The organism is Gordonibacter sp. Marseille-P4307 (assembly GCF_900604965.1).
In the GTDB taxonomy this organism is placed as follows: domain Bacteria; phylum Actinomycetota; class Coriobacteriia; order Coriobacteriales; family Eggerthellaceae; genus Berryella.
In genome coordinates this window covers 1223504-1240321 of sequence record NZ_UWPD01000001.1, presented here as the reverse complement: position 1 = coordinate 1240321, position 16818 = coordinate 1223504, and the positions used below count along the sequence as shown (strand labels likewise).

Annotated in this window: 17 protein-coding genes; 1 reads left to right on the top strand and 16 read right to left on the bottom strand. The window is 61.5% G+C overall.

Features of this window, described 5'->3' with window-relative positions:
* Position 1 precedes the first annotated feature (1 nt).
* The 6 genes from dnaJ to lepA all read right to left on the bottom strand — a co-directional run bounded on the left by dnaJ (position 2) and on the right by lepA (position 6550).
* A complete protein-coding gene (dnaJ, locus tag EIH26_RS05620; protein ID WP_124061263.1) occupies positions 2 to 1120 on the bottom strand; it encodes a molecular chaperone DnaJ in 1119 nt (372 codons plus the stop codon).
* A 56-nt stretch (positions 1121 to 1176) separates the two neighbouring features.
* The gene (gene hrcA, locus EIH26_RS05615; protein WP_124061262.1) at positions 1177 to 2190 is read right to left on the bottom strand and encodes a heat-inducible transcriptional repressor HrcA; all 1014 of its coding nucleotides are present in this window, start codon (positions 2188 to 2190) and stop codon (positions 1177 to 1179) included.
* Positions 2191 to 2318: 128 nt separating this feature from the next.
* A complete protein-coding gene (gene hemW, locus EIH26_RS05610; protein WP_124061261.1) occupies positions 2319 to 3497 on the bottom strand; it encodes a radical SAM family heme chaperone HemW in 1179 nt (392 codons plus the stop codon).
* Positions 3490 to 4488, bottom strand: coding sequence for a tRNA dihydrouridine synthase DusB (gene dusB, locus EIH26_RS05605; protein WP_124061260.1), 999 nt, complete (start codon positions 4486 to 4488; stop codon positions 3490 to 3492). Before dusB ends, hemW begins: the two co-directional genes overlap by 8 nt.
* An 11-nt stretch (positions 4489 to 4499) precedes the next feature.
* Positions 4500 to 4697, bottom strand: coding sequence for a hypothetical protein (locus EIH26_RS05600; RefSeq protein ID WP_124061259.1), 198 nt, complete (start codon positions 4695 to 4697; stop codon positions 4500 to 4502).
* 23 nt (positions 4698 to 4720) lie between these two features.
* Positions 4721 to 6550, bottom strand: a complete 1830-nt coding sequence (gene lepA, locus EIH26_RS05595; protein WP_124061258.1) for a translation elongation factor 4 — start codon at positions 6548 to 6550, stop codon at positions 4721 to 4723.
* Positions 6551 to 6853: 303 nt separating this feature from the next.
* Between lepA and rpsT the strand changes: the two genes are divergently transcribed.
* A complete protein-coding gene (gene rpsT, locus EIH26_RS05590) occupies positions 6854 to 7366 on the top strand; it encodes a 30S ribosomal protein S20 (RefSeq protein ID WP_124061257.1) in 513 nt (170 codons plus the stop codon).
* A gap of 79 nt (positions 7367 to 7445) precedes the next feature.
* Here the strand turns inward: rpsT and holA are convergent, their stop codons facing one another.
* The 10 genes from holA to EIH26_RS05540 all read right to left on the bottom strand — a co-directional run bounded on the left by holA (position 7446) and on the right by EIH26_RS05540 (position 16786).
* On the bottom strand, positions 7446 to 8429 hold the full coding sequence (holA, locus tag EIH26_RS05585; RefSeq protein WP_124061256.1) for a DNA polymerase III subunit delta: 984 nt from the start codon (positions 8427 to 8429) through the stop codon (positions 7446 to 7448).
* Between the two features lie 9 nt (positions 8430 to 8438).
* Positions 8439 to 10820: a DNA internalization-related competence protein ComEC/Rec2 gene (locus EIH26_RS05580; protein WP_124061255.1), complete on the bottom strand. Its 2382-nt coding sequence runs from the start codon at positions 10818 to 10820 to the stop codon at positions 8439 to 8441.
* A complete protein-coding gene (locus tag EIH26_RS05575; protein ID WP_124061254.1) occupies positions 10817 to 11500 on the bottom strand; it encodes a helix-hairpin-helix domain-containing protein in 684 nt (227 codons plus the stop codon). Before EIH26_RS05575 ends, EIH26_RS05580 begins: the two co-directional genes overlap by 4 nt.
* A gap of 197 nt (positions 11501 to 11697) precedes the next feature.
* The gene (gene thiI / locus EIH26_RS05570) at positions 11698 to 12936 is read right to left on the bottom strand and encodes a tRNA uracil 4-sulfurtransferase ThiI (RefSeq protein ID WP_124061253.1); all 1239 of its coding nucleotides are present in this window, start codon (positions 12934 to 12936) and stop codon (positions 11698 to 11700) included.
* Between the two features lie 13 nt (positions 12937 to 12949).
* Positions 12950 to 13210 carry a DNA-directed RNA polymerase subunit omega gene (locus EIH26_RS05565; RefSeq protein WP_124061252.1) on the bottom strand — a complete coding sequence of 87 codons (261 nt, stop codon included), beginning with the start codon at positions 13208 to 13210 and terminating at the stop codon, positions 12950 to 12952.
* Positions 13211 to 13223: 13 nt separating this feature from the next.
* Positions 13224 to 13787 carry a guanylate kinase gene (gene gmk / locus EIH26_RS05560; protein ID WP_124061251.1) on the bottom strand — a complete coding sequence of 188 codons (564 nt, stop codon included), beginning with the start codon at positions 13785 to 13787 and terminating at the stop codon, positions 13224 to 13226.
* A gap of 3 nt (positions 13788 to 13790) precedes the next feature.
* Positions 13791 to 14099: an integration host factor, actinobacterial type gene (gene mihF / locus EIH26_RS05555; protein ID WP_039688882.1), complete on the bottom strand. Its 309-nt coding sequence runs from the start codon at positions 14097 to 14099 to the stop codon at positions 13791 to 13793.
* Between the two features lie 196 nt (positions 14100 to 14295).
* A complete protein-coding gene (gene pyrF / locus EIH26_RS05550; RefSeq protein WP_124061250.1) occupies positions 14296 to 15024 on the bottom strand; it encodes an orotidine-5'-phosphate decarboxylase in 729 nt (242 codons plus the stop codon).
* Positions 15018 to 15965: a dihydroorotate dehydrogenase gene (locus EIH26_RS05545; RefSeq protein ID WP_124061801.1), complete on the bottom strand. Its 948-nt coding sequence runs from the start codon at positions 15963 to 15965 to the stop codon at positions 15018 to 15020. The genes pyrF and EIH26_RS05545 overlap by 7 nt, the downstream gene beginning before the upstream one ends.
* A complete protein-coding gene (locus EIH26_RS05540) occupies positions 15965 to 16786 on the bottom strand; it encodes a dihydroorotate dehydrogenase electron transfer subunit (RefSeq protein WP_241152779.1) in 822 nt (273 codons plus the stop codon). The genes EIH26_RS05545 and EIH26_RS05540 overlap by 1 nt, the downstream gene beginning before the upstream one ends.
* Positions 16787 to 16818 lie beyond the last annotated feature (32 nt).

Below are 16818 nucleotides of genomic sequence, written 5' to 3'. Positions count from 1 at the left end.
CTTAGTTGAACACGTCGCGCAGGCGCTCGAGCGGGCTGCGCGCATCGGCCACCTCGTCGCCCAGCTCCTGGGCAAGCCGCTCGAGAAGATCGCGCTGCTTTTTGGTGACTTTCTTGGGGATAACCACGTTCATGTGGACGAACAGATCACCGCGCGCATCGCTGCGGAACCGCGGAAGGCCGAAGCCCTTAACGCGGACCACCTGATCGTTCTGGCATCCCTCGGGAACGCGAACCGAAACCCGTTCGTCGGGCATGATCCCGCCCAGCGATATATCGGCGCCCAGCGCCGCCTGAACCATGCTGACGTTCGCGCGCACATGCAGGTTGTCGCCGTCTCGTTCGAAGAACTCGTGCGGCTGGATGCGACAGGTGACGATGAGATCGCCCGGCTTCGCCCCGCGCAGGCCCGCCTCGCCGAAACCGCTCACGCGCAGCTGCTGGGCGTCGCGGATGCCGGCGGGCACCTCGACCGTCACCCGTTGGCGATCGGGAACGCGCCCTTGGCCATCGCACTCCGAACAGGGGTTCTCGATGATGCGACCCGTGCCGCCGCAGCGCGGGCACGTAGTTGCGGTCTGCATATCGCCCAGAAACGTCCGCTGAACGGTGACTACGCGACCGCGCCCCTGACAATCGGGGCAGGTGACCTCTTTACCGTCCTCGCCCAAACCCGAACCGGAGCACTCGGGACAGGGGGACAGACGATCGTACACGATCTCCTTCTTCACGCCGGTGGCCACTTCTTCGAGCGTGAGGCGCAGGCCCACGCCCATATCGCGGCCTTCGCGGCGGGCGGCGGCACTCTGCGCCCCGCCGTTGAAAAACGAGCTGAAGATATCGCCCACACCGCCGAACAGGTCGTCGAGATTGACGTACCCGCCCGCATTGGATCCACCTGCGGCGCCGGGAATGGTGCCGAAACGGTCGTATGCGGAGCGCTTGGCTGGATCGGATAGGACGTCGTACGCTTCGTTCAATTCTTTGAACTGGTCTTCCGCATCCTCCGACCCGTTCACGTCGGGATGGAGCTTGCGCGCCTTGCTTCGAAACGCCTTCTTGATCTCGCTGTCAGACGCCCCGCGCTCGACACCCAGAACCTCGTACAGATCTTTGGCCATGCTTCGGCATACCTTCTTTCGCTATCGGGCAAAGCAAGCCCGCTTCCCTCTTGATTCTAGTCTTCGTCCAAAGCCGCGCTGGCGATGCGCACCGCTTTCAGCACGCGCGAGTAATCCATGCGGGTCGGACCGATAACCGCCACCACGCCCGCCGAATCGCCGCGACCGTAGCGGTTCGCCACAACCGAGACGCCGGAGAGCTGCTCAGTGGGATTCTCGCTGCCGATGCGCACCATCGGGGCGCCCCGATCCGCGTCAGAGGTGGGATCGAGTATCTGGAGAAGCACCGCGTCGTCCTCGAGCACCTGCATGATGGGTATGAGCGCGCTCGATTCGCTGAACTCGGGCTTGCGCGCCAGCGAACTCATCCCGATGCGGTACGCGTGCGCGGTATCGTGCTCGTGCAGGCAGGCTATGATCTCGTCGATGACGAGGCGCACCAGCGGGTTTCCGAAATAGTGGTTGCTCAAACCCTCGGCGCTCATCTTCACATCGCGCGCAGAGCGCCCCGCAAAGAAGTCGTTCAGGATGCGCTGCACCTCCGAAAGCCGTTCGGACTCGACCGCCTCGGCGAATTCCATCTGACGGTTGTACACCTGACCGTCTTTGGTGACGACCACGACCACCGCCTGGCGATCCGAAAGCGAGATGAGGGTGATCTGCTTCACCGTAGCCGTCCGTGCCAAGGGCGCCACCACGATGGAAAGGCAGTCGGTAAGCCGGGCAAGGGCGTTGGACGCCGAGTCCAAAAGCTCGTCGAGCTCGCTCGCGCTGCTTTTCAAGCGCTCCACCAGCTCGCGATCGCCTTCGCCGTCCTTGATGGCCCCGTTCGCCAGCAAGTTGTCGACGAAGGTGCGATACCCCAGATCGGTAGGTATGCGTCCGGCCGACGTGTGGGGCTGCGAGATATAGCCCGCATCCTCGAGGTAGGAAAGCTCGTTGCGCACCGTGGCGGAGCTGACCCCCAGGTTGTAGCGCTCGGTGAGCGTACGCGAGCCAACGGGAAGCGCCTGGGCGACGTATTCTTCGATGAGAACGGCCAAAACGCGTTGGCGTCTATCCGAAAGCATCGATGCCACCTCCCTGATACAACCGTGCGCGCATCCCGCGCCCACCCGATACCGTCCGCTGTATTCTAGCAGTTAGCCATCCCGTGTGCTAAAAAACGCCCTCCAGGTAAGGCCCCACAACCAAAGCGTTACTTCGCCGGCGCGGGGCCTCTCGGTTGGTCGGGGGATTCCGCGCAGTCGATGATTCGCCCGTACAGATCGTTGCCGCACAGCCACCCCGCATCGGTCGGCCGCCAGCAACCCAGCGCCCGCTCGACGTAGCCGCGCGCTTCGAGGTCTTCCAAAGCCGCCTGCAAACACGGAAATGCCTCCATCGCCCGAGCCGTAAGCTGGGAGGCGGGGCCCTCGCTCATTCTCATGCCCAGCATGACGTCTTCTATAAGGGCCTCGCAAGCCGGCATGCGATCCTCTACCACGCCGTCGCGCACGCGGATGCGCTCGCTTCCGTTCTGCAGCATCGAGACCGCCGAGGAGCCCAAGCCCAGATACGGCGCGCCCGTCCAATACGCGCGGTTGTGCCGGCATTCGAAGCCCGGCTTGGCGTAACTTGCCACCTCGTAGCGATGGAATCCCGCCGATACCAGCAGCTCTTCGGCGGCGCGCATATGATCGGCTTGCTCGTCGTCGTCGGATTCGACCATCATCCCCGCCTCGATCGAGCGCGCAAGGGGCGTGCCCCGTTCGACGGACAGCGGGTAGACGCTCACATGGGAAACCCCCGCTTCGACGGCCGCCTCGACGCTGCGCCTGAGCGACGCCTCGCTTTGGCCGGGAATGCCGCACATCAGATCACAGCTGACGTTCTGAAACCTCAGCTTGGCGGTCTCGATGGCCCGCAGAGCGCCTTCGGCGTCATGCGCGCGGCCCAGCGTTTGCAGCACCCCGTCGTCGAAGCTCTGCACCCCAATCGAAAGCCGGTTCACGCCCATCGCCCAGGCATCGCACACGATGCGATCGGTCAGGCTCTCGGGATTCGCCTCCATCGTGACCTCGCAGCGCTCCGGCGAAAGGCTCATGGACAGCGACAGGGCGTACAGCAATCCGGACAGCTTCGACAGCCCCAGGTGAGTCGGGGTGCCGCCGCCGATGTAGACGCTCTCGACCTGCGACAGCTCGCCTGCGCGCGAAACGCGGAACAGCTCCACCACCAGCCGTTCAACGTAAGACTGCACCGCATCGTCGTCCCGCGCGATCGCTTCGGTGGAAAAATCGCAGTACGAGCACCGTTTCTTGCAAAACGGAATGTGGATGTAGAGTGCCCTGAACGGCTCGTGCGGAACAAGCAGGGCCGTCGTCTCCCTAGACATGGCCGCAGCGCGCATCGAGCGCGTCGTGAAGCGCGGCCTGCTCGATCATGTCGTCGAGCACCGCATCGAAATCGGAAAGCGTCGAACAGCGGGTGAACCGCGCGCGGGCCGCCGAGGCCCCCGGAATGCCCGCAACATACCACATGGCGTGCTTGCGCATGCGAACGATCTCCCCTTCCGTGCGCTCGGCTAACAGCCGCGCGTGGCGGCGCGCCATGTCGATACGCTCGCGCACCGTGGGAAAACCGGGAACGACTCGCCCTTCAAGCGCCGCTTTCACCTGGGAGAAAACCCAGGGATTCCCCTGCGCTCCGCGCGCGATCATGATCGAGGGGCACCCTGTTTCCCGCACGAGATCGAGCGCCGAGCCCGCATCGACCGCATCGCCGTTGGCGATCACGGGAACGCAGACGGCTTGGCGGACGCGCGCGATGGCGCCGCGATCGGAACGGCCCCGGTACATCTGACGGGCGTACCGGCCGTGGACAACCATCGAGGCCGCGCCGGCGTCTTCCATGCGGCGTGCGAAATCCACGCAGGTCTCAACGCCTTCGTCGTACCCGCGTCGGAACTTCACGGCCACCGGGTGCTCGATGGCGGCGCATACCGACGCGACGATGCGCGCGGCCAGGTCGGGGTCGTTCATCAAGGCGGCGCCGTCGCCCTTGCCCGTGATCTTGCGGGCCGGACATCCCATGTTGATATCGAGGTAGACAAGCGCCTCTCCCAACACGTCTTCCACCCATGCAGCCTGGGCGGCCATGGTGTCGGGTTCGTGGCCGAAGATCTGAACCGCGATGCGATCCTCGCCGTCTCCCAGCTCTAGAAGCTTGCGCGTCTTCTTGCTCGCATAAGACAGGCCCTTGGCCGACACCATCTCGGTATACGCGAGGTCGGCGCCCTGTTCTTTGGCCAAAAAGCGAAACACCTCGTCGGAAACGCCCGCCATCGGCGCCAGCAACAGGCGCGGACTTTCGAAAAAACCTCCCATGAGCGGCGCGCCTACGCCGATGCGAGGGCCGAAAGCGACGCCACGGCCAAAACAACGAGCACCGCGATGAGAACGAACGCCGCAAGGCATCCCGCCCCCAAAGCGACCTTCATGCCTCCGCCCATGCCCGACGACGCCTCTTCGCGAGCGGCCTTCTTATCGTCGAACGCATCGTCAATCCAGCTTGTCTCCTCGTCGTTTCTCCCCATCGGGACACCTTTCGAACCGCAGCCTATTCATCGACCTTCAGGATAGCCATGAACGCCTCCTGGGGCACCTCGACGTTTCCGATGTTCTTCATACGTTTCTTGCCCTCCTTCTGCTTTTCGAGGAGTTTGCGCTTACGCGAGATATCGCCGCCGTAGCACTTGGCCAAAACGTCTTTTCGCTTAGCCTTGATGGTTTCGCGCGCCAAAACGCGACCCCCGACGGCGGCCTGGATGGGCACTTCGAACATCTGGCGCGGAATGATGCCTTTAAGCTTCTCGGTCAGGATGCGCCCGCGGTCGTAGGCCTTGTCCTTATGGATGATGAAGGACAGGGCATCGATGGGCTTGCCCGACAGCAGGATATCCAGCTTCACCAGCTTGCTTTCCCGATACCCCGCGAACTCGTAGTCAAGCGAAGCGTAGCCTTTAGTGCTTGACTTCAGCCGGTCGAAGTAATCCATGATCATCTCGCCCAGCGGCATTTCCCACAGAAGCTCGACGGTGGTCGGGGACAAATAGTTCATCGTGATGAAGTTGCCGCGCCGCGAAACCGTCAGATCCATGACCGCGCCCACGTAATCGGGCGGAACCAGAATCTTCACTTTCAAGAACGGCTCCTCGATGCGCTCGATCTCGGAAGGATCGGGAAGCTCTTGGGGGGAGTGGAGCGAGACCATCTCCTTGTTCGAGCGGTAGACGTGGTACTCGACGGAAGGGGCCGTGGCCAGCAGGTTCAGCCCGAACTCGCGCTCGAGGCGCTCCTCGATCACCTCCATATGCAAAAGCCCCAGGAAGCCGACGCGAAAGCCGAAACCCAGCGCATGCGACTTCTCCGCCTCCCAGATGAGCGCGGGATCGTTGAGGGAAAGCTTTTCCAGCGCCTCTTTCAAGGGCTCGAACTGGTCGCCCTCGATGGGAAACAGGCCCGTGAACACCATGGGCTTCACGTCGCGGTAACCCGGAAGCGCCTCGTGCGCGCCGCCCGATGCGGTGGTGATCGTGTCGCCCACCTTCACCTGGGAGACGTCTTTCAACCCGGTGACGAGGTAGCCCACATCGCCCGCGCACAGCGCATCGAGCGGAACCTCCTTGGGACAGCGCGCGCCCACTTCCTCGACCAGCGTCTCGGTTTCGGTCGCCATCATGCGCAGACGATCGCCCTTCGCAATCGAACCGTCAACGACCCTGATCAACGCCACAACGCCTCGATACGGGTCGAAGAACGAATCGAAGATCAGCGCGCGCAGGGAAGCGTTGACGTCGCCGCTGGGAGCCGGAACGTTGTAGACGACGGCCTCCAGCAGGTCGTGCACGCCCGCGCCCGTCTTCGCCGAACATAAGACGGCATCGTCGGCGGGGATGGCCAGTCCGTCCTCGATCTGCTCGCGCGCGCGCTCGGGCTCGGCCGCCGGAAGATCGATCTTGTTGATGAGCGGAACGATCTCCAGATCGGCATTCATGGCCATCATGGCGTTGGCGACGGTTTGGGCCTCGACTCCCTGCGTCGCATCGACCACGAGAACCGCCCCTTCGCAAGCCGCGAGCGAACGCGAAACCTCGTAGGTGAAATCGACGTGGCCCGGCGTGTCGATCAGATTGAACTCGTAGGTTTCCCCGTCGTCGGCCCGGTACTCGACGCGCACGGCCTGGCTTTTGATCGTGATGCCGCGCTCGCGCTCGATATCCATGGTGTCGAGGATCTGCTGCTGCATATCGCGCGCAGAAACCGCCCCCGTAAGTTCGAGGATGCGGTCGGACAGCGTGGATTTGCCGTGATCGATATGGGCTATGATGGAGAAGTTCCTGATCTTGCTCTGATCGTGGGTGGACTTTCGAGAACGTTGAGGGGCCATAGGGTCTCTTTCGGGGGACGAAGCGGACTTTCCAATGCAAGACGATAAGGTCGCTATTATACCCGACGGGCATTCTGCGACCCGACTGCGGCAATCGACCATAATAGTAAAACCTCATCTGCGGAAACCATGTGGAACCTTGCGAATCGGCAACCCGGACCGATGCAAGGTCGGGTAGAGTGCCTATACGTGCGGCTTTTCGATCCCCTTTTTTAGCCTGACCTTGTGCAAAAAGCGGGGTTGTATGCTAGAATCATCGAGTTTCGTCTGGAAACGCAAGGTTTATAACTACGGAGGATTAGAGTGGCAAACATCAAGAGTCAGAAGAAGCGCATCATCACGAACGAGAAGTCTCGTCAGCGTAATCGCGCTGCAAAGTCCGAGCTGAAAACCGCAGCTCGTCGCGTGAGGGAAGCCGTCGAGGCCGGCAACGGCGCCGAGGCTTACGCCGCAGCTCTCGCCGCTTGCCGCCTGTTGGACAAGGCAGCTGGCAAGGGCGTGATCCACAAGAACCAGGCCGCCAACCGCAAGTCCGGCATCATGGCCTCCATCCGCGAGATCGTGACCGACGCCGATCGCGCCGCCTATGTGAAGCCCCAGCCCAAGGCCCAGAAGACCGGGTCCAAAAAGGCCGAGGCCAAGGCTGCCCGCAAGGTCGCGCAGGAAGCCCGGAACGCTGAGAAGGCCAAGCGCGTCGAGGCTCAGAAGAAAGCTGAAGCCCAGGCCGCTAAGGCTAAGGCTAAGGCTAAGGCCGAGGCCGAGAAGGCCGCTGCCGAAGCTGAGGAAACCGCTTCCGACGAAGCCGCCGCCGAATAGCGAAATAGCGAAAGCGCACGATCCTCGGATCTGTCCGCATATCAAGGTCGAAGGGCCCCCAACGGGGCCCTTCCCCGTTTTACGGGCGCCTACCGCCCGCTACCGCAACCACCCAGTCCATGAAGGCCCGATCGGGATCCGCTCCGCTCTTCATAAGCCGCTCGGTGTCTCTGAGCAACACGAGAGCTCCCTCGAGTTCGGCCAGTGAGAAACGCCGCGCGTCGGATACATGGTTCTTGTAACGCCACGAGGGGCCGCCCAAAACGCGCTCGAGCGGCACAAAATCCCCTCGCTGCTCGATCGTCTTGGCCAGAATAAGCTCGCGAACCCTCGTCGCGCACAGCGCAAGCAACCCATAGCCGGGATTCCTTCCCAGACGAGGATACATATTCACGCAGGCTGCAAGGTCACGGCGCGCCAGCGCATCGACGAAGCTCCACGGAGCGAGCTCGGATGTGCGCGCTACCATGGACTCGATGTCGCGATCGGTAACCGGAGCAGCCGCCCCAGCGCAGGAGAGCGCGATCTTCTTCAGCTCGGAATCGATACGGACGGTATCGGCCCCGACGAACTCGACAAGCTTGTCGGCCGCAGCAGCGGTCATGGTGAAGCCATGGGCGGGAGCCATGGACCGCACTGCCCGGGCCAATTCGTAGGATTTCATGGGGGCGCAATCGATAACCGCCGTTTTTCCCACAGCTGCGACGGCCTTGTACAGACGCGTGTTCTTGGCCAGTTTTTCGGCTATCAGAGCCAGCACGGTTGAAGGCGACGGACAAGCCAGGTACTCGACCAGGGCTTCGGAATCCTCTTTTCGCATCTTGTCGGTCTGAACCACTTCGACAAGGCGAACGTCGCTCATAAACGGCAAGGTGTTGCATGCTGCCACCACATCGGCACCCGTTACCGACTGGCCGTCGAACCGATCGTGATTGAACTCGAGGTCCCCGAGCTTTGCCGCGCTGCTCCGCAGACGCTCGACTACACGGCGCTGCTTCAGCAGGTCTTCGCCGACGATCAGGTAGGCGGGCAGAAGCGTTGGTTGTTTCGATGAGGTATCCATGCGCCTATTCTACCGTTGCGCGGCAACCTTCAGACCCGAAGCCGTTATTTCGCACGAAACCTCGCCGCTTAAATCGGTTCTCATAATGACCGAGCCTGTATCCTCCAGCAGCGAGAGCACCCGTTTGCCGGGATGGCCATAGCGATTGTCCTTCCCCACGCTTACCAGGGAAAGACGGGGGCTCAAGGCCCTCGCCGAAGCCTCGTCGAGACCGAAGTCCGATCCATGGTGACACACCTTCAGTACGTCGATGCCGCGCACCCCTTCCTCCACGATCGCAGAAAGCTGATCGGATTCCAGATCTCCTGTGAACAAGACCCTGCAGTCCGAACACCCGTCCGAGTCGGCATCGCATCGGACATCGAGGCAGACGCTATCGGCGTTGCCGCAGTCGTGCTCGAGACGGTGCGGCCACACCACCTTCATCGAAAACGTACCCAGCGACATCGAATCGCCCGCCGCCACGTAGCTCACCTCGTCGGAAACGTGCCGCGCGGTCTCAACAAGGTCCTCGACCTTTTTCTCCGAGCACTCATCGGCTCCGCGCGCAAGCACGACGCGATCGATTTCAGCAACGCGCCCCAGAGCATCGAGCGAACCGCAATGGTCGTCGTCCGCGTGTGTGATGACGACCGCATCGAGGTGACCCACATGGTTTCGCGCCAAGCCCCTCACGAGACTCGCATCCGAGCGCCCCGTGTCGATGAGCATCGTCTTTCCCCTTCCTATCAGAAGAAAAGAATCCCCTTGGCCCACATCGAGCATGATGATGCGCGAACAGAACCAATGCGGAGGCCACGTAACCGTGAAGACCGAAAACGCCAGAAGCGCCGCAAGAACGACGATGACGTGCCTCTTCGTCAAACGCGGACGAAAGAGGTAGAACGCAGTAGCGGGAACAAGCGTTGCAGCCAGCGCTTCGAGCGAAGATAGCCAAAACGGGAGGGATGCATACGGAATCTGCGACAACAGGGAAAGGACCCGGATGAGCAGACCACAGAAAAACAGAGACGGGGCGAACGCCCACCCCGAGAGCGCGGGCAGCGCCTCCGAGACGATACACGCGAGAAGCCCGCAGGCGCATATCGCGGGGAAAAACGGAGCCGCCACCACGTTGGACAGCAGAAAAACCAGCGAAATCCTGGAAAACAGATGAATCGACAAAGGCAGCGATAGAAGATTCGCCGAAAGCGACAGGGCGATAGCCTCCGCAGCCGCGCCCGGCAAAAACGGTGCGAACCGCCGAATCTCCGCCGCAAGGCTCCCCTGAAACAAAACGATGCCCAACGTGGAGAGAACCGAAAGGGCGAACGACGCAGAGAGGGAGCTCAACGGATCGAGCGCGAGACAGCCGATGATAACCAGTGCCAGTGCTTGCAGACACGCGGGCCTCCTGCGTGCGAAGAACGACGCCGTTGCGAGTACGCACATGACCGTCGCCCGCACAGCCGACACGGGCGCCGCTGAAAACACAAGATAAGCCAGCAAAACCCCTATGAGCAGCACGGTACCCAGAGCGCGCGGAAGTCGCAATCGTCTCATCGCCACCGTGATCATGCCCGCGACCATCGCGAGATGAGCGCCCGACACGGCCACCATATGCGCCAAGCCGCACGTTTTGAAGTCCTCCCCCGCCTCGGTTTCCAGAAGATCGCCGCGATACCCGCATATGATCGACTGGACGACCGCCGAGGCTTCTCCCTGCTCTTTCAGGCGCTCGATCGAACCCCGTCTCATCCTGCCGATTGCAGCCCAGGGGTAGCAATCCGGCTCCAGCTTGGTTTCGCGCATCCTCACAACGCAGGAGGCTCCCGCGCTCCAGGCCGATGCATCGTCGGTAAAATCGATCGGGGAAAACGATCCGATCCCCGTTAGGCGGTCTCCGTACAGCAAACCGCTTCTTTTCGGGAGCACGACCTTGGCCCTCGATCTGCGCGAAGGCACGTACCCCCATGCCGTATCGCTCCATGAAGACGGCCGGGCATCGCTGGTAAGAACGATCGCGGTCTCTTCGGAAAGGCACTCGGTCGAACCGGCGTCCCTATGCAGTCGCTCCAAGGCAGCGCACGACGAGGCGATTGCGCATAAGGCGAGAATGAGCGTAAATATTACTTTTAGATAATATAAGGATAACCATTGATTGATTTTAAATAATACAAGATTATTTGCCTCATCGGTCTTGCGGCATCGAACGAACCGATAGATGACCAGCGTTGCGACGCCAAGAAGGACTGCTGTCGAGGAAAGTACGAATGCCATGGCAAACGCCGATCGAGGGCTGGTTCTTCCCGATTCCAGAAGCGCCGCCCCTATTCCCCAGAAGCACAGCGCCGCCCCGAGGAGAAACGGGATGCGCACCCGCTGGGCGTCGCCGGTTTTCCGAGTACTCATACCGCAAGCTTGTCTTTAAGCTTTGCAAGCGTTTTCTGGCCGATGCCCGGCACCTCGGTAAGCTGGTCAACCGCCGAGAACCTCCCGTGTTCCGTCCTGTATGCGACGATCCTCTTCGCAAGGGAGGGACCTATCCCGTTAAGCGACTGAAGCTCATCGACAGTCGCGGTGTTGACGTTCACGCGCCCACCTTGAGATCCGGGGTTCGAGCGAGCGCTTGGCGCCGAACCCTCTGCGCTTGGCGCGACACGGTCCGCATCGTCTTTCGAGGGTATGTGCACTTCTTCCCCATCGGCTAGAACTCGAGCGAGGCCCAGCCCCGCATCGGCAGCGTCGGAGGCAAGGCCCCCGGCAAGATCCACGGCATCGTTTACTCTGGAGCCTTCCGCAAGCGCGTACACTCCCGGCTTTTGCACGCACCCCGAAACCTGAACCGTGATACTGCGAGGCTCTTCATTAACTGAATTCACCGTTGAAGCCGAATCCCGCTCGATCTCCCTTGGCGCTGCCTGGTCGGCCTTGGCCTCGATATCGAATGAGGCGGGCTGGAACGCAAACGTTTTGACAAGCGCAACGACAAGTATCGCAACTGCAAGCAACCCCAATCCGATCAGGGACTTAGTTGACTCATGCGACGACGCTCGATCCTTCAGCGCCTCGAAGCGCGTATCGATATGCATAACGGCTCCTTCCCTCGGGGAAAGAATGGGCCTCGAACCTTACGCGCATCCATCCATCATCCATCGGAATCCAACCCGATAGGCAGTGCAAAGTCTGGGCAAAACCAACCCGATCAAACGAAAAACCGGCCCAAGGGGCCGGTTTTCCAGCTAATCTTCCTTTTACCGCCTGAAAAACTCCGTGGAATCGAAATCGGCTATTCCTCTTGATGAGCGGACGCGGGGTTCGCACGAGGACGCTTATACGAAGGACACGCGTAGTCATGAATCTCCGCGGAATCTGCAAGGGCCGAAACCCACTCCGAAACGGGGAGCACCCGCTCCGCCTCCTCCACAACCGCAAGGTCGCCCTGCGTTTCGGGATTGCGCGGCATGAACAGCGTGCAGCAGTCCGACACGTCCTGGGCGGATATGTCAAACGTACCCAGAGACTCGGCATCGGCTATGATCTCCTGTTTATCAGAACCGATCAGCGGTCTGAAAACCGGAAGCCGCACAACGGCATCGGTGCAGCGGATGTTGGCAAGCGTCTGGGAAGCCACCTGCCCCAGGCTCTCGCCGGTAACGAGCGCACCCGCTCCTTCGCGAAAGGCGATCTCCTGGGCGACCCTGAACATCAGGCGACGGTACATGATGATGCGCAGCTGCGGGGGAACCTTGAGGGAGATCTCGCGCTGGTAATCGCCGAATGGAACGACGTAGGTACGCGCGATGCACCCCGAACGCTCGAGAACCCGCGCGATATCGTCAACCAGGTATTCGCTCGCATCGGATGCCTGGGGACGACCGGAAAAGTGAACCGCGATGCATATGGCTCCGCGTCGCGCCATGCGCCAGGTGGCAACGGGCGAGTCGATACCGCTGGAAAGCAGGGTGACCACCTTGCCCGAGCTGCCCACGGGAAGTCCTCCCACTCCGCGCACGCTGCGCGCGTACACGTACACGGCGTTCTGCACGACCTCGACTCCCACCTGGATATCGGGGTTCTTCATCTTGACCCGCTTTTCGGGGAAGCGCGCGCACAGAACGGATCCGATGATCCGGTTCATATCCATCGACGTGGTTTCGAAGTCGGTATGATTGCGCCGCGCCTGCACCTTGAAGCTCGCAAAGTCCCCTGCCTCGGAAAGGGCATCGACGGCGGCTTGTCCCATAACATCCAGGTCGCGTATGCATTTGAAACCGCACGAAACGCGGGCAACTCCGGGAACGCGCAAGACAACCTCGGAGGCGCGCACGGCCGTCTTGAGATCGGTTCCCTCTTTCAGGAACACGCACAAACGCCCCGAGATGCGGTGGATGGTGACCACCGGGTACCCGACAAGAAGAGACTCCACGTTTTTGAGGAGCCTCATCTCGAATCGCGCTCTGTTGTGACCCTTGAGCCCGATCTCGTGATAGTGGATCAGGCAGATGCGCTGATGATCCTGTTTCATAGGATGCGCGGATCTAGTGGTTCATCGCATCGATGGAAGAGGGGTCGTAGGATACGTCCCCCTGCGCGATCTCGCCAAACGCGATGCTGAGCGGCTTGGCATCGGCAGCGCGGGCGATCTCCACCGCGGTCTGCAGCTGAATGGCGCGCTCCCGCTGGCCATGCATCATATCGTTGATGTCATGGGCGCGCTTGGAGGCCATCGCGCACAACAGGAACCGGTCGTTGTCGGCGTGATTCAGAAGTACATCCACTTTGGGTTCGATAATGCTCATACAGTCATCCCCGTTATCGTTCGGCTTGTTCGTTCACATAGTCGACGAGCTCCCCGAGCGCCCGCTCGAGATCATCGTTGACCAGGCAGTGATCATACTCATGTTTGCGTGCGAGCTCGATTTCGGCCGTACGCATGCGCAGCTCGATGGCAGCCGCATCTTCGGTGCCCCGCCCCTCGAGGCGCCGCTTCAGTTCGTCAAGCGAAGGGGGCTCGACGAAGACCAGATGCGCGAAGGGCATCCTTTCTTTGACCTGGAAGGCCCCCTGCACTTCGATCTCGAGTATCACCTGGTCGCCTGCGGCCACGCGCTCCTCGACCGACGCACGCGGAGTACCGTATCGGTTTCCCGAATACGACGCCCACTCCAACAGCCCGTCATGGGCCACCAGATCGTCGAACTCATCGTTGCTCAAGAAGAAATAATGGGTTCCGTGAACTTCGCCCGGACGAGGCTTCCTCGTCGTAGCGGAGACGGACACCCACGCATCGGGAAGTTCGTCTAAAAGACGAGCCACCAGCGTGCCTTTGCCGGCACCTGATGGCCCAGATATGACGAAGAGATTTCCGCGCCGCATGAATTAGGAGAGGCGCTCCAGCAGAGCGGTCTGCTGACGCTCGCCCAAACCGCGCAGGCGACGGCTTTCGGCGATCTGGAGCTCGGCCATGATCTTCTCGGACTTAGCCTTGCCATAGCCAGGAAGGGTCTCGATCAGCGTGGAAACCTTCATGCGTCCGACCACGGGGTCGTCCTTCATACCCAGGATATCCTTGACGGAGAGCTTGCCGCTCTTCAGCTGCTCGCGGATCTCGGCGCGCTTGATACGAGCCGCCTTTGCCTTCTCAAGGGCAGCCTTGCGCTCTTCTGCGCTGAGTTGAGGAATGGCCATCGTAATCTCCTTTATAAGATTGGCTATCGGTGGTGAAATCGTACCTCACATTTCGGATTCCGATGAGTAGTTTAGCGTTGCCGTCGAAAAATTCAACAGGCAAACACAACAAACCCCATTTCAAGTAGCAAAAAACCTGAACAGGACACCCAACGGCTCCATCGACGGTGATTGTAGCCGATTGAAAACTCCGCGTCTACGCAATCTCGCCGCAAATACGCTCAAAAGCCTGAACTGGGTCTTTCGCTTGCGTGATCGGACGGCCCACGACGATGTGCGATGCACCGGCGCAAAATGCGTCCGAAGGGGTTGAAATCCTGCTTTGATCTCCTTTTTCGCTTCCCTTGGGACGTACTCCGGGGGTTACGATATATGCACGGTCGCCCATGATCGAGCGCAAGGCGGCCGCTTCGCGCGGAGAAGCCACTACGCCCGATATGCCAGCCCGTTTCGCCACGTCTCCGAGAAGGGCAACCTGCTCTTCGGGTGTGCGCGGCACCCCCACCGACGCAAGCGCGGGTTCATCCATGCTGGTGAGCACCGTGATCCCCAGCGTGACGATGTCACCTTCGCTACGGCCTTCCGATCCGGCCAAGGCGCCTTGGCGGCCCGCCTCCAGCATCGCCGACCCGCCCGACACGTGCATGGTGAGCATATCGGCACCCGAACGCGCCGCCGCCTCGGCTGCGCCGCGCACCTGATGCGGGATGTCGTGAAGCTTCAAGTCGAGAAACACCTTGAATCCCTTTTCGCGCAGCTCGGAAACGATCGAAGGGCCGCAGGCGTAATACAGCGTCATACCCACCTTCAGCCATATCGCGTGCCCGCGAAGATCGTCGGCCAAAGACAGGGCTTCGTCGCGCGGGCAGTCCAAAGCCACGATGATGCGCTCGCGCGCGGGGATCTCGTCGAAGATGCTCAGCATTCCAAAGCTCCTATCAATTCGTTCACATCGGATACGCCCTGTCGTTCGCAGTAATCGATGATGCCGTCGATCACCTGCACGGTTGCCCGGGGGTCAACGAAATTCGCCGTCCCAACGGCCACGGCGGTAGCGCCCGCCAGCATGAACTCGACCGCGTCGATGCCGCTCGAGATACCTCCCATACCCAGCACGGGAACCTGCACTGCGCGGGATACCTCCCACACCATGCGCAGGGCGACGGGTTTGACCGCGGGACCCGAAAGACCCCCCACCACGCGTGCGAGCTGGGGGCGGCGTCGCTCGGCATCGACCGCCATACCCAGAAGCGTGTTGATGAGCGAAATCCCGTCGGCACCCGCGCTTTCGGCGGCGCGCGCGATCTCGCCGATATCCGTGACGTTGGGGGTGAGCTTCACGATCAGGGGACGCTCGGTCGCCTGCCGGCACTTCGACACAACCTTCTCGACGCTATCGGTGCTGCATCCCATGGCCATACCGCCAGCGTCCACGTTCGGGCACGAAATGTTCACCTCGTACGCATGGACCGCGTCGGATTGCTCGAGAGCCTCGATGACGTCCACGTACTCTTGGAAGCTGTGGCCCGACACGTTCACCATCGTCGTCGCCCCAACGGACTGGAGCCAAGGTACGTCGTGCTCGAGCAGATGACGCACGCCGGGATTCTGCAAACCGATGGAATTCAGCATTCCGCACGGGGTTTCGGCGATGCGCGGAGAGGCGTTGCCCTCCCATCCGTTGAGAGATACGCCCTTCGTAGTAACCGCCCCCAACGAAGCCACATCGACGAAATCGTGAAACTCACGCCCCGCCGCAAACGTCCCCGACGCAACCGTGACCGGGTTCTTCATGCGAAGTCCGCCCAAATCGACCGCGAGGGCCACCTCGGTAGGCCGCGGAGATAGCCGCTCTACCCGTACCATTACCACACCACCTCGTCAGCATCGAAAACCGGTCCGTCAACGCATGCGCGGCGCTTGCCCCCAACCGTATCCACTACGCACGAAAGGCACGCGCCCACACCGCACGCCATGCGCCGCTCCATCGACACCTGACACGGAATACCCGCCTGGGCAGCCATATCCGACACGATGCGCATAAGCGGCTCGGGGCCGCAGCAGCAAACCAGGTCGTAAGGCGAACCGTCCGCAACGCAGCCCGCGACCATGCGGTTTTTCGCAAGGCCCGTGCAGAACCCCCGCTCCCCGTACGTTCCGTCGTCGGTGGCGCATTCGACCCCGATCCCCAAACGATCGCGGTAATCCGACAGCGTCACCAGCGCGCTTTCGGTTTGGGCCCCCATAACCACGTCGACGTTCGCGCCGCGTGCCGCCAACTGTTCGGCAAGCAGGTACAAAGGCGCAGCGCCCACGCCTCCCGCCACCAGCAAGACGCGACCCGCATCGGCAAGCTCCCCGCCCATGCGGGCCCCCCAGGGCCGCCCGACGGGGCCCACCAACTCGATAGCGGGGTTCGCATCGGGCGAAAGTTCGGCCATGTAGTCGGTTCCGTACCCGACCACCTGATAGAGGATGGCGATCCTTCCCGCTTCCGGATCGCAGCGATAGACCGAAAAGGGCCTCCTCAAGATATGGTCGGCCATCTGGTTCACACGCATATGGACGAACTGGCCGGGAAGTATGGTCTTTGCGACATGGGGGGACTCGAGCTCCATGATATGGAGTCTCGGTCCCACCGGTTCGTTCGAAAGCAGCCTTGCCGGCTCGTTGGCAAGTACGGACACGGGTCACCCTCTCTCTGCGACGATGCGCTGCG